We start from the raw sequence: 13,510 nt of genomic DNA, 5'->3' as shown, positions 1-13,510 counted from the left end.
GAACCGGAAATGAACGACAGAACGTGCATTGTCACGCGGACAAGCGGTTCTGTCGATGACATGATCCGGTTTGTCGCTGGTCCAGACGGTACGGTTGTGGCTGATCTGAAGCGCAATCTGCCCGGCCGGGGCTGTTGGGTCAAAGCTCAGCGGCGATATATCGATGAGGCGGTCAAGCGAAAGCTTTTTCCGCGCGGATTGAAAAGCAGTGTCACGGCTCCCGATAATTTGGGACAGGCAGTCGACCAGATGCTCGCAAAATCAGCGTTGGGCAGTTTTGGATTGGCGCGAAAGGCCGGGGTTGTGGTAACAGGGGCCGCAAAAGTGGATATTGCGATCCGCAACGGCACCGCTGCACTCGTGCTTCATGCCTTTGAAGCGGCGGAAGATGGTGTCCGCAAACTTGACCAGGCCCGCCGTTCGGTTGTTTATGCGGGCGGACCTGAAATACCCGCCCTTTCATTGTTCGAAAGCAGTGAAATGGATTTGGCATTGGGTGGGGTAAATGTGATACATGCTGCCGTACTCAAGGGGAAGGCAGCTGCCGGGTTCATGAAACGAGCCTGGCTTCTACAGCATTTTCGCGATGGCCCCACGGATGTGGCCGACGCTAAAGCGGCGACTGTCGCGAAGGAAACGGAAACGGAATGAGCGATACAAAATCGACAGACGACAAGACGCTAGGCGTCAATAAGAAGACCCTGACCCTGAAGCGGCCTGGCGTTGAACAGAGCACCGTGCGTCAGAACTTCAGCCATGGGCGTACGAAGTCTGTTGTTGTTGAAACAAAGAAGCGCAAGTTCAGCCTCCCGGATCAGAAGCCGGAGGTTGCGCCTCCTGTTGCGGCGACTCCAGCGCCAACGCCGGCAGCTGCTGCGCCCGCGCGCCCTGCGCCTCAGCCGGCTGCACCGCAGCCAAGTGCTGCTGCACCGGCGCCGCGTCCGGCTGCTCCAGCCGCGCCGGCACCAGCGCCCCAGACAAGCGCGCGTCCCGCTGCGCCTGCCCAGCAGCGCCCCGCCCAACAGCCTTATCGTCCTTCCGGTCAGCGCCCGAACGATCGTTCCGGTATGGTGCTTAACACTCTGTCCACAGCAGAACTCGAAGCGCGCCGCAAGGCGCTGGAAGGTTCCAAGGCCCGTGATGCGGAAGATCGCGCCAAGGCAGCCGTCGAAGCTGCCCGCCGTGCTGAAGATGACGCACTTCGTGCCCAGGAACGTGAAGCTTCTGCCCGCCGTCAGGCTGAGGAAGAAGAGCGCCTGCGCAAAGAGGCTGAGGCCAAGCAGCGTGCAGAAGAAGAATCCCGCAAGCGCCAGCCTGCCGAGTTGAAGACAGCCGACGACGCAACACTGAAGGCAGCGGCGCGCAAGCCGAATGCTGCCGAAGAAGACGACGACCGTCGTGGTCCTGCTGGCGTCCGCCGTGGCACCAGTGCTGCTCCGGCCAAGCCGGAAGTCCGGGCACCAAAGGTCGTCAAGGGCGAAGATGAACGCCGCCGCGGCAAGCTGACATTGGGCACTGCGCTCAATGATGAAAGTCGCAGCCGTTCGCTTTCCGCTATGCGCCGCCGCCAGGAGAAATTCAAGCGCGGCATGCAGCAGGAGACCCGCGAGAAGATCGCGCGTGAAGTTATCCTGCCGGAGACGATTACGATCCAGGAACTCGCCCAGCGTATGGCAGAGCGTTCCGTCGACGTCATCAAATTCCTGATGAAGGAAGGCCAGATGATGAAGCCGGGCGATCTGATCGACGCCGATACTGCTCAGTTGATTGCCGAAGAATTCGGCCACACGGTTCGCCGCGTTGCTGAATCCGACGTCGAAGAAGGTATCTTCAACGTGCAGGACGACACGGCATCCTTCGTGTCGCGTCCGCCGGTTGTCACCATCATGGGTCACGTCGATCACGGCAAGACCTCGCTGCTCGATGCGATCCGCAAGGCCAACGTCGTTTCCGGCGAAGCTGGCGGTATCACCCAGCACATCGGTGCTTATCAGGTTGAGCAGAACGGCCAGAAGATCACGTTTATCGATACGCCGGGCCATGCTGCCTTTACGGCCATGCGTGCCCGCGGTGCACAGGCAACCGATATCGCCATTCTGGTCGTTGCTGCCGATGACAGCGTCATGCCGCAAACGATCGAGTCGATCAACCATGCGAAGGCTGCGGGTGTTCCGATCATCGTAGCGATCAACAAGATCGACAAGCCGTCCGCTGATCCGCAGAAGGTCCGCAACGGTCTTCTGCAGCATGAAGTGTTCGTGGAATCCATGGGCGGTGAAACGCTGGACGTCGAGGTTTCGGCCAAGACCGGTGCCGGTCTCGACAAGCTTCTGGAAACGATCCTGCTTCAGGCGGAAGTTCTCGACCTCAAGGCCGATCCTACCCGGACAGCTGAAGGTGTCGTGATCGAAGCCAAGCTTGATCGCGGCCGCGGTTCGGTTGCTACCGTTCTGGTTCAGAAGGGTACTCTCAGACCGGGCGATATCATCGTTGCAGGTAGCGAGTGGGGTCGTGTTCGTGCATTGGTCAATGACCGCGGTGAAAATCTCAAGGATGCCGGACCTGCAATGCCGGTCGAGGTTCTTGGTCTAGGCGGACCGCCGCAGGCCGGTGATCGTTTTGCTGTCGTTGAAAGCGAAGCCAAGGCGCGTGAAATTTCCGAATACCGCACGCGTCTCGCCCGTGAAAAGGCTGTGGCACGTCAGGCTGGTTCGCGCGGTTCGCTCGAACAGATGATGAGCCAGTTGCAAGTAACCGGGCTGAAGGAATTTCCGCTTCTCATCAAGGGCGACGTCCAAGGCTCGATCGAAGCCATTGCCGGCGCCCTGGATAAGCTTGGAACCGACGAAGTACGTGCGCGCATCATCCACTCGGGTGCTGGCGGTATCACCGAGAGCGATATCGCCCTCGCCGAGGCCTCGAACGCGGCGATCATCGGCTTCAACGTGCGTGCCAACAAGCAGGCCCGTGATTTGGCCGAGCGCGAAGGCATCGAAATCCGCTACTACAACATCATTTACGACCTCGTTGATGATGTGAAGGCAGCGATGTCGGGTCTTCTTTCGCCAGAACGCCGTGAAACCTTCATCGGTAATGCGGAAATTCTTGAAGTCTTCAACATCACCAAGGTCGGCAAGGTCGCTGGCTGCCGTGTCACGGAAGGCAAGGTCGAACGTGGTGCGGGTGTCCGCCTTATCCGCGATAACGTCGTCATCCACGAAGGCAAGCTCAAGACGCTCAAGCGCTTCAAGGATGAAGTTACCGAAGTCCCGGCCGGTCAGGAATGCGGTATGGCGTTCGAGAATTACGACGATATGCGCGCAGGCGATACGATCGAGGCTTTCCGCGTCGAACATGTGACTCGCACGCTTTAAGGCAGCGCCCAATATTTGAAGACAGGATCGCCGGAATGAAAACCGGCGATCCATTGTTTATTGGCATATGACATTCTTGGGATAAGATAAATTTATGGCTCGTTTTGCTACAGGATCAGGCCCTTCTCAACGCCAGCTGCGCGTCAGTGAGCAGGTGCGCCATGCGGTTTCTCAAGTGCTTGCACGCGGCGATGTTCGTGATGACACGCTGGAAAATGCGGTGATTGCCATTTCCGAAGTGCGTATGTCGCCAGATCTGAAAATCGCTACCTGTTTTGTGTCGCCGGTCGGTGCCGTCGACAGCGATGGTGTCATCAGCGCCCTTAACAAGAATGCCAAGTTCATTCGCGGCCGGGCCGCATCTCATCTCAAGCAGATGAAATATATGCCGGAATTCCGGTTCCGTATCGACACAAGCTTCGACAATTACGCCAAGATTGACGCTCTCTTGCGCAAGCCGGAAGTCACTCGCGACCTCGTCGACGATGAGGATGACGACGGTGGTGATCCCAATCCGGGCGACGTGCCAGGCCACGCCGGCGACGGTAACGATTGAGATGACACGGCAGCGCAAGAAAAAAGGCCGTCCGGTTTCCGGTTGGCTGATCTTCGACAAGCCGAAAGGCATGGGATCCACCGAGGCCGTCTCCAAGATCAAATGGTTGTTCAAGGCCGAGAAAGCTGGTCATGCGGGCACGCTGGACCCTCTGGCATCCGGCATGCTGCCGATTGCTCTGGGTGAGGCGACAAAGACGGTTCCCTATGTCATGGACGGAACAAAGATCTATCGTTTTACCGTGACCTGGGGTGCCGAACGCTCCACGGATGATCTCGAGGGCGAGGTCACAGTGACCTCGGACTTGCGTCCCGACGAAGCGTCAATCAAAGCGTTGCTGCCGAAATACATCGGTGTCATCCAACAGACGCCGCCCAAATTCTCCGCCATCAAAATCGCTGGCGAACGGGCCTACGATCTCGCCCGCGGCGGCGAGGAGGTCGAAATACCTTCTCGCGAAGTGGAAATTGACAGGCTGGAATTGATCGAACAGACCGATGCGTTGACGGCGATCTTCGAAGTCGAATGCGGCAAGGGCACCTACGTGCGCTCACTCGCGCGCGACATGGGCCGCGATCTTGGTTGCTATGGCCACATTTCCGACCTGCGCCGCATCGAGGTTGCACCCTTCGACGAGTCCGATTTCGTCACACTCGCGGAGTTGGAAGCTGCCCACCCTCCCGTCCCGACGGAGGAGGAGGGTGAGGACCGATCTTATGAGCGGCTGGCCGAGCGCTTCTCGGTGATGGATGCTTTTCTTATCGATACAGGCGCAGCGTTGGAAAGCCTGCCGCAGGTTGCAGTCTCTGATGATCAGGCGCATCGCATTCGGATGGGCAATCCTGTGATACTGCGCGGGCGCGATGCACCTGTCGAAGCTGACGAGGCCTGCGTGACTACCAAGGGCAAAGTTTTGGCGATTGGCTTTATCGAGAAGGGTCAGTTCCAGCCGAAGCGTGTATTCACGGCCTGAAATGGCCAGAATCATTTGCGGCTGGTAATTTGTCACATTTTCGACTATACGGCCCGCAGCGACCAGCTTTTGCTATCGCTTTAACCGGCCCCCGCTGGACGACATCCCGGCCGTGGGCATCCTGTTTTCCTCTTCAAAAGAAAGGATATACGATGTCGATAACCGCTGAACGCAAGCAGGCAGTGATCACTGAATATGCAACGAAGCCAGGCGATACCGGTTCTCCGGAAGTCCAGGTTGCCGTTCTGACAGAGCGCATTGTCAATTTGACCGAACATTTCAAGGACCACAAGAAGGATAACCATTCCCGCCGTGGTCTGCTCAAGCTTGTCTCGACGCGCCGCAGCCTTCTTGATTATCTCAAGAAAGTTGATCAGGGCCGTTACCAGACGCTGATCGAAAAGCTCGGCCTGCGCCGCTAATAACGGATTAAACCGGCGGATACGCGTTGCGTTCCGCCGGTTTCTTTCATCTCCATAGGAGGCGGTCATTTCGGATGAAATGACCGGGAACCTTCGATGGGAATGAATTCTACCATGAGACAGGTCATGGGGCAGGATTGCTGGCAACTCGAAAGTGCGAGTTGCAAATTGTCTTGCCCGTGATTGGTCTAAATCGAAACGGGAGATCGATGCTGCTATCCAAAGGGAAGCGCGTCTTTCTCCACTGAAGGACAAGATATGTTTAATCAACACAAAGTTGAAATCGAATGGGGCGGACGTCCGCTCATTCTCGAAACCGGCAAGATCGCCCGTCAGGCTGACGGCGCCGTTCTCGCCACCTACGGCGAAACCGTCGTACTCGCGACAGTCGTTTCCGCCAAGGCACCGAAGGCCGGTCAGGACTTCTTCCCGCTGACCGTCAACTATCAGGAAAAGACTTATGCCGCCGGCAAGATTCCTGGCGGTTACTTCAAGCGTGAAGGCCGTCCGAGCGAAAACGAAACATTGGTTTCGCGTTTGATCGACCGCCCGATCCGCCCGCTTTTTGCTGATGGCTACAAGAATGACACACAGGTCGTTCTGACCGTTATCCAGCATGATCTTGAGAACAACCCGGACATCGTTTCGATGATCGGTGCCTCTGCCGCTCTGACGCTTTCCGGCGTGCCTTTCATGGGGCCGATTGGCGGCGCGCGCGTCGGCTATATCGGTGGCGAATACAGGCTGAACCCAACCGTTGACGAAATGCCGGAATCGAGCCTCGATCTCATTGTTGCCGGTACGGGCGACGCGGTTCTCATGGTTGAATCGGAAGCCAAGGAATTGGCTGAGGACATTATGCTCGGCGCGGTAATGTTCGGCCATCGCGCTTTTCAGCCGGTTATCGATGCGATCATCAAGCTCGCGGAAGTCGCCGCAAAAGAGCCGCGCGATTTCCAGACGGACGACCTTTCGGCCGCAGAAGCAGCTGTTCTGAAGGTCGTTGAGGCCGATCTTCGCGATGCCTACAAGATCACCGATAAGCAGGATCGCTACAACGCCGTTGATGCGGCGAAAGCCAAGGTCAAGGCGCATTTCTTCCCGGAAGGCGTTGAAGAACCAGAGTTTTCCGCAGAAGAAATCGCAACCGTATTCAAGTCGGTTCAGGCGAAGATCGTTCGCTGGAACATTCTCGACACGGGCAGCCGCATCGATGGCCGTGATCTTTCAACGGTCCGTCCGATCGTTTCGGAAGTTGGCCTTCTGCCACGCACGCACGGTTCGGCTTTGTTCACCCGCGGTGAAACACAGGCCATCGTCGTTGCGACGCTCGGCACCGGCGAAGACGAGCAGTATGTCGACTCGCTGACCGGCATGTACAAAGAAACCTTCATGCTCCACTACAATTTCCCGCCCTATTCGGTCGGTGAAACAGGTCGCATGGGTTCTCCCGGCCGCCGCGAAATCGGTCATGGCAAGCTCGCCTGGCGCGCTATCCATCCGGTTCTGCCCGCCAAGGAACAGTTCCCCTATACGCTCCGTACGGTCTCCGAGATCACCGAATCCAATGGTTCGTCCTCGATGGCTACGGTTTGCGGCACATCGCTGGCTCTTATGGATGCTGGTGTTCCACTGCTGCGTCCGGTCGCCGGTATCGCTATGGGCCTGATCCTCGAAGGCGAGAAGTTTGCTGTTCTCTCCGATATCCTCGGCGACGAAGATCACCTCGGCGACATGGATTTCAAGGTAGCCGGCTCGGAAAATGGTATCACTGCCCTGCAGATGGATATCAAGATCGACGGCATCACCGAAGAGATCATGAAAGTTGCTTTGGCGCAGGCCAAAGACGGCCGTCTGCACATCCTCGGCGAGATGGCGAAGGCCATCACCGAAGGCCGCTCGGAACTTGGCGAATTTGCACCGCGCATTGAAGTCATGAACATTCCGACCGACAAGATCCGTGACGTTATCGGTTCCGGCGGCAAGGTCATTCGCGAGATCGTCGAGAAGACAGGCGCGAAGATCAACATCGAAGATGATGGTACAGTTAAGATTGCATCGTCCTCGGCCAAGGAGATCGAGGCTGCACGCAAGTGGATCCACTCCATCGTAGCAGAGCCGGAAGTAGGCGAGATCTATGAAGGCACAGTTGTAAAGACTGCTGACTTTGGTGCGTTCGTAAACTTCTTCGGCCCACGCGACGGGCTGGTTCACATCTCGCAGCTTGCTTCGGATCGTGTTGCCAAGACTTCGGACGTGGTCAAGGAAGGTCAGAAGGTCTGGGTCAAGCTCATGGGCTTCGACGAACGCGGCAAGGTTCGCCTGTCGATGAAAGTCGTTGACCAGGAAACTGGCAAAGAAATCGTTCAGGAAAAGAAAGCTCAGGAAGACGCTGAGTAATCTTCTGAATAGGCTATAGTGAAAGCGCGCCCTTGTGGCGCGCTTTTTTCTTGGCACAACATATCTATAGATGGATTCTTTATGGCCAACGGCGCCCTGCAGACGCTCTTCCTGCCTTTTGAAGACGAGATACTGGCTTTGCCAGACGATGGCTCCGCATGGTTGTTTCTCGGTGCTGAAGTAGATCGTGATATAAGTGATGAGTGGAAGACAAGCCTGACCTGTCTTCAACCATTCAAACCGGACTATTTGGCATTGCAGAAGGCAGGCTTTAATGCTGTGCCAAGGTTACTTGGCAATGAGCAGTTTGATGGTGGGTTGATCTTGCTGGGCAAGCACAAGGGACGCAATGAGAACTGGCTTGCTCAGGCACTGAAGCACATTAAACCCGGCGGTCAGATTGTGGTTTCGGGTGACAAGAAGCTCGGCGTCGACAGCTTCCGAAAGACGGTGGAGAGCGTCGTTCCAGTCGCTGAGAGGCTATCCAAACATCATGCCGTGGCCTTCTGGTTCATGCGGCCGGAAACCGTAAATAACGAGCAAATTGAAAGACTTACGGGCGAGCTAACAACGCTCGAAGATCGCTTCACGACGGCCCCCGGCATGTTTTCGCATTCCGCCGTCGACAAGGGTTCGGCCATGCTCGTCAAGCACTTCGCCGGCCGCATCAGCGGGCACGTAGCGGACTTCGGCGCAGGCTGGGGCTACCTTGCCAGCGAAGTTTTGAACCATCCGGAAAAACTGAAATCGCTGGCACTTTACGAGGCTGATTTCGAGGCCCTGGAAGCTGCCAAAATGAATATATCAGGGGGCGAAATCCCCGTGAGCTTCCATTGGCATGACGTGAATAGTGAAGCGATTACAGAGATTTACGATACGATCGTCATGAATCCGCCGTTCCATGCCGGGCGCAGTGCGGACCCGACGATGGGGCAGGGTTTCATTGCGGCGGCAGCCAAACGGATGAAGCCAGGCGGCAAGCTGCTCCTCGTTGCCAACCGGCAGATGCCCTATGAGGCGGGACTGAAATCACTGTTCAAATCGGTGCTGCCGCCGCTTGAGGACAATGCTGGCTACAAGATCATCGAAGCGAAGAAGTAATTTCTACCTCTTGCAACTAAAATGCCACCCGCGGTGGTAAAAAGCATGTCAGATTCGGCATTTCTTGCATCCGTTTCGCAAGTCCTTGCGTCATTTTTGCAAAAAACTTGCGGAAATTCGTCCCGGTTCCGGGGAGAACCCTGCCAGAATCACTCCCTGCCGTCGTCGGACTTTTTCAGCTCTTCCAGAGTCGGCATCGATACGATGTTGTAGCCGGAATCCACGTAGTGGATTTCACCGGTGACACCGCTCGAAAGGTCCGACAGGAGGTAGAGGGCAGACCGGCCGACGTCTTCTATGTCGACCGTGCGGCGTAGTGGTGCGTTGCGCTTCTGGTAGGAGAACATGGCGCGTGCATCGCCGATGCCGGCGCCAGCCAATGTGCGGACAGGACCCGCAGAAATTGCATTGACGCGAATTCCTTCCGGACCGTAGTCGGCGGCGAGATAGCGGACCATCGCTTCGAGGGCAGCCTTGGCCACGCCCATCACATTGTAGTTGGGCATGACCCGGGTGGAGCCGCCATAGGTCAGCGTCAGGATAGAACCGCCGTCAGGCATCAGCTTTGCCGCGCGCTGGGCGACCTCGGTGAAGGAGTAGGCGGAAATGACCATTGTTCTCGAAAAATTGTCCCGCGTGGTCACATCGGCATAGCGACCCTTGAGCTGCGACTTGTCGGAGAAGCCGATGGCATGGACAACGAAATCGATCGTGCCCCATTCTTTTTCCAGCGTCTCGAAAACCGCATCGACGGTAGCAATATCCTCGACATCGCAAGGCAAGAGCAGTTTCGAGCCAAGCTGTTCTGCCAAGGGTGCAACACGCTTGCCGAAGGCTTCGCCCTGATAGGTGAATGCCAGTTCGGCGCCGTTGTCGGCCAATTCCTTGGCTATTCCCCAGGCAATGGAGTGGCTGTTCGCGACCCCCATGATAAGGCCGCGTTTGCCCTTCATTAAATCAGCCATTGTTTCCTCAACCCTCGTAACGCTGGAAGACCAGCGAAGCGTTCGTGCCGCCAAATCCGAAGGAATTGGTCAGAACCGTATTCAGTTTGATGTTGTCGATCCGCCGGCGCGTAATGGGCATGTCTTCGAATGCCGGATCGAGTTCTTCGATATTGGCGCTTTCCGCGATGAAATCGTGATTCATCATCAGAAGTGAATAGATGGACTCGTGTACGCCGGTCGCGCCCTGCGAATGTCCGGTCAGTGATTTGGTCGCCGAAATAGGTGGGCACTGATTACCCGAACCAAAGACTTCGCGGATGGCTTCAATTTCCTTGAGATCGCCGACAGGTGTCGAGGTCGCGTGCGGGTTGATGTAATCGACCGGACCCTTGACGTTGGCGATCGCCATGCGCATGCAGCGCGCCGCGCCTTCACCGCTCGGTGCGACCATATCGGCACCATCCGAGGTCACGCCATAACCGACCAGTTCGCCATAAATCTTGGCACCGCGCGCCTTGGCATGTTCCAGCTCTTCGAGAACGAGCACGCCCGCGCCACCCGAAATGACAAAGCCATCGCGGTTCTTGTCATAGGCGCGGGAGGCTACCGATGGCCGGTCGTTGAATTTGGAGGACATGGCGCCCATCCCGTCGAAAAGCACGGACAAGGTCCAGTCGAGATCTTCGCAGCCGCCGGCGAACATCATGTCCTGCTTGCCATACTGGATCATCTCATAGGCATTGCCGACACAATGGTTGGATGTCGCGCAGGCTGAGGAAATTGAATAATTGACGCCCTTGATCTTGAACCATGTGGCCAGCGTTGCCGAGGCGGTCGAAGACATGGCTTTCGGCACGGCGAAGGGACCGACCTTCTTGCTGGAGCCGGATTCGATCGTCTTTTCCGCAGCCTCCACTATCGTGCGGGTCGAGGAGCCGCCCGAACCCATGATGATGCCGGTGCGCTCATTGGAAATGAGATCCGTATCGAGTCCGGCGTCAGCGATGGCCTGATCCATGGCGACATGGTTCCAGGCAGTGCCGCCACCGTGGAAGCGCATTGCGCGGCGGTCGACAAGCGTGGCGGGATCGAGCGTAGGAGCACCTTTCACCTGGCTGCGAAAACCGTGCGCAGCATATTCTTCGGCGAAGACAATACCGGATTTCGCCGTTCGCAGCGATTCCAGCACCTCCTCTACATTGTTGCCGATAGAGGACACGATACCCATGCCCGTCACAACTACTCGCCGCATCGCGATCTCCTTAAAGGTAATACGTTGCCAAATTTGTCAGGCAGCGCTTTCCTTGAACAGGCCAACCCGCAGGTCAGTTGCTTTATAGATAGTCTCGCCATCGACCTTTAACCAGCCATCGGCAATTCCAAGCACCAGACGGCCACGCATGACGCGTTTGAAGTCGATGCCATATTCGACAAGTTTGTTTTTTGGCGTGACCATGCCGGTGAACTTGACCTCGCCGGTGGAGAGGGCGCGGCCCTTGCCGGGCTCGCCGAGCCAGCCGAGATAAAAGCCGGTCAATTGCCACATGGCATCGAGGCCGAGACAGCCGGGCATTACAGGATCGCCAATGAAATGACAGGGGAAGAACCAAAGGTCAGGCTTGATATCGAATTCAGCGCGGATGTAGCCCTTGCCATTCTCGCCGCCTGTTTCAGAAATCTCGGTGATACGGTCGAACATCAGCATGGGCGGTGCTGGCAACTGGGCATTGCCCTGACCGAACATCTCTCCGCGGGCACAGGCAAGAAGCTCTTCATACCCGTAGCTTGATTTCTGTTCTGGCATTCTTTCTCCCATCGGTAACGTCAAGGCTTGCGCCTGCATATGTTCCGGCGCGGGCGGAACCTATCATAGTGTATTTCCGCCTGAAAACGCTGCATAGAGCAAACTACGGTCAAATGGAACCCTCGCCGGATCGAAGCCCTCTGCGAATTTAGTGCGACATGCGATTTCCAGTTGTGCCCACACTTTTCCTTAGACAAATGGCGTAAACGCTGCCTATTGATCGATTTCGCAAGACAGCATATATCAATCATGTAACACGACGGGCAATGTGTCTGTGGTGGGACTTCTGATATGAGTTAACGGAGTGGCAGACGGGCCATGCATATTTCTTACGAAATTGACGCCGATGTATCCTTGCAGGAGCGCTTGCGCTTTGCAGGATTGCGGCCGACCCGTCAGCGTATCGCGCTCGCCAGCCTGATCTTTGCCAAGGGTGACAGACACCTTTCCGCCGAAGAACTGCACGAAGAGGCGCTTGGCGCCAATGTGCCAGTTTCGCTGGCTACGGTATACAATACACTGCATCAATTTACCCAGGCCGGAATGCTCCGCATCCTCGCCGTCGAGGGCGCAAAGACCTATTTCGACACGAATGTTTCCGACCATCATCACTTTTTCGTCGAGGGCGAAAATGAGGTGATTGATATCCCCAGTGGTTCGACCATGGTTGGCAACTTGCCTCCGGTTCCCGAAGGCATGGAAATCGTCAACGTCGACATCATCATTCGCCTGCGCAAGAAGCGCGGCTGATCTAGACGGAAAATTCGCCAAGGCGGGCTGCAAATGGCGCTTTCCTGCGCTCCGATGCTCACGTACCCCAACGTACGCTGCGCTTCGGTGCTCGAAAATCACCATTTTCGCCACGCCCTGACGGATTTTCCGGTCATGCTCTTATAGGCACGAGTGGCAACGCATCGGCTGTTGCGCCATGGGACTCGTCATCCGAGTCGCGAGGCACAAGGCTGTCATTTGTGCTTGTCGCGAATCATGATGCCCGCTAACCTTTGCCACATAGGCTTGGCCCGCGCCTCCTCCCTCCTTCGGGAAGTATCGCACATACGGGGTGACATCATCATCGAACCATCTGTTCGAGCGACGCATAAGGAGGGGTTGCGTCTTTGGCTCGGAATGGAGGTCCTCGATGAAGCTTTCTGCCCCTATCTTCCAGTTGAAACGTCGGGCCAAGCTGCTGGTCCGAAAAAATAATATTCCCCTGCACGAAGCACTGAACCAAATTGCGCGCGAGGAAGGGTTTGCAGGGTGGAGCCTGCTTTCGTCCCGGATCGCAGCGGGATCATTGTCGAAAACCGTATTATCCCGGCTCGATGACGGCGATCTGCTGCTGGTGGCCGGTCGCCCCGGACATGGCAAGACCACGCTTGGACTTCAGCTTTTGCTCGACGCTGCCCGAGACGGCAGAAAGGCGATATTCTTCACGCTGGAATTTACCGAGCAGCAGGCACGGCAACATATTCGCTCGTTGGATGACGACTACCGCGACCTTGGCGACGCTATTGAAATCGTTACGTCGGATGAAATCAGCGCGGACTACATTATTCGCCACTTGTCAGCCTCGGACCGAGGGACAGTTGCCGTTGTCGACTATCTTCAGATACTCGACAAGCAACGAAGCAAGCCAGCACTCTCCGATCAAATTCTCGCTCTTAAGGATTTCGCCAGAAAGACCGGCGTCGTCCTGGGGTTCATCTCGCAGATTGATCGGTCGTTTGATCCATCAATCAGGCCTCTGCCGGATATTCGGGACATTCGCCTACCCAATCTCGTCAATTTAGGGCTCTTCACGAAAGCCTGCTTGCTGCACAATGGCGAGGCCCAGCTTCAGGACATAACTTAAATTACTTGAATACCGCGACACGGCAAACGTGTCGCGGCAGATTACAGGTCTTGACCCGAGTACGAAAGTGGAATGGAT

12 protein-coding genes are annotated in these 13,510 nt (G+C 56.5%); 9 read left to right on the top strand and 3 right to left on the bottom strand.

From position 1 onward, the window contains the following. Nucleotides 1–9 precede the first annotated feature (9 nt). From N8E88_RS15005 to N8E88_RS14975, 7 genes are all read left to right on the top strand, one after another. On the top strand, nucleotides 10–651 hold the full coding sequence (locus N8E88_RS15005; RefSeq protein ID WP_262294361.1) for an RNA-binding protein: 642 nt from the start codon (nucleotides 10–12) through the stop codon (nucleotides 649–651). After that, nucleotides 648–3,374, top strand: a complete 2,727-nt coding sequence (gene infB / locus N8E88_RS15000) for a translation initiation factor IF-2 (RefSeq protein WP_262294360.1) — start codon at nucleotides 648–650, stop codon at nucleotides 3,372–3,374. The genes N8E88_RS15005 and infB overlap by 4 nt, the downstream gene beginning before the upstream one ends. 94 nt (nucleotides 3,375–3,468) lie before the next feature. Further along, nucleotides 3,469–3,930: a 30S ribosome-binding factor RbfA gene (gene rbfA, locus N8E88_RS14995; RefSeq protein ID WP_262294359.1), complete on the top strand. Its 462-nt coding sequence runs from the start codon at nucleotides 3,469–3,471 to the stop codon at nucleotides 3,928–3,930. 1 nt (nucleotide 3,931) lies between these two features. Further along, nucleotides 3,932–4,903 (top strand): tRNA pseudouridine(55) synthase TruB, encoded by a 972-nt coding sequence (gene truB / locus N8E88_RS14990; RefSeq protein WP_262295485.1) that lies wholly within the window; start codon nucleotides 3,932–3,934, stop codon nucleotides 4,901–4,903. Between the two features lie 74 nt (nucleotides 4,904–4,977). After that, nucleotides 4,978–5,325: a 30S ribosomal protein S15 gene (gene rpsO, locus N8E88_RS14985; RefSeq protein WP_310072173.1), complete on the top strand. Its 348-nt coding sequence runs from the start codon at nucleotides 4,978–4,980 to the stop codon at nucleotides 5,323–5,325. Nucleotides 5,326–5,583: 258 nt separating this feature from the next. Continuing rightward, entirely contained in the window at nucleotides 5,584–7,725 is a 2,142-nt protein-coding gene (gene pnp, locus N8E88_RS14980) for a polyribonucleotide nucleotidyltransferase (RefSeq protein ID WP_262294358.1), read from the top strand. Between the two features lie 81 nt (nucleotides 7,726–7,806). Further along, complete coding sequence (locus N8E88_RS14975) at nucleotides 7,807–8,826, top strand: class I SAM-dependent methyltransferase (RefSeq protein ID WP_262294357.1); 1,020 nt, start codon at nucleotides 7,807–7,809, stop codon at nucleotides 8,824–8,826. A gap of 149 nt (nucleotides 8,827–8,975) precedes the next feature. Here N8E88_RS14975 and fabI read toward each other — a convergent pair whose 3' ends face one another. From fabI to fabA, 3 genes are read right to left on the bottom strand one after another with little or no spacing between them, the layout of a single operon-like run. Next, nucleotides 8,976–9,791 carry an enoyl-ACP reductase FabI gene (fabI, locus tag N8E88_RS14970; RefSeq protein ID WP_262294356.1) on the bottom strand — a complete coding sequence of 272 codons (816 nt, stop codon included), beginning with the start codon at nucleotides 9,789–9,791 and terminating at the stop codon, nucleotides 8,976–8,978. Nucleotides 9,792–9,798: 7 nt separating this feature from the next. Continuing rightward, the gene (gene fabB, locus N8E88_RS14965; protein WP_262294355.1) at nucleotides 9,799–11,025 is read right to left on the bottom strand and encodes a beta-ketoacyl-ACP synthase I; all 1,227 of its coding nucleotides are present in this window, start codon (nucleotides 11,023–11,025) and stop codon (nucleotides 9,799–9,801) included. 36 nt (nucleotides 11,026–11,061) lie between these two features. After that, entirely contained in the window at nucleotides 11,062–11,577 is a 516-nt protein-coding gene (fabA, locus tag N8E88_RS14960; RefSeq protein WP_008122449.1) for a 3-hydroxyacyl-[acyl-carrier-protein] dehydratase FabA, read from the bottom strand. 318 nt (nucleotides 11,578–11,895) lie between these two features. Here fabA and irrA point away from each other — a divergent pair, with 318 nt between their 5' ends. Then, nucleotides 11,896–12,327 carry an iron response transcriptional regulator IrrA gene (gene irrA / locus N8E88_RS14955; RefSeq protein ID WP_112526576.1) on the top strand — a complete coding sequence of 144 codons (432 nt, stop codon included), beginning with the start codon at nucleotides 11,896–11,898 and terminating at the stop codon, nucleotides 12,325–12,327. 391 nt (nucleotides 12,328–12,718) lie between these two features. Next, nucleotides 12,719–13,432 (top strand): DNA helicase, encoded by a 714-nt coding sequence (locus N8E88_RS14950; RefSeq protein WP_262294354.1) that lies wholly within the window; start codon nucleotides 12,719–12,721, stop codon nucleotides 13,430–13,432. The last annotated feature ends 78 nt before the right edge of the window (nucleotides 13,433–13,510 follow it).

The organism is Phyllobacterium zundukense, from assembly GCF_025452195.1.
Lineage (GTDB): Bacteria > Pseudomonadota > Alphaproteobacteria > Rhizobiales > Rhizobiaceae > Phyllobacterium > Phyllobacterium zundukense_A.
Note: the sequence above shows the minus strand (reverse complement) of the source record. Positions and strands in the feature narration are given on the sequence as shown.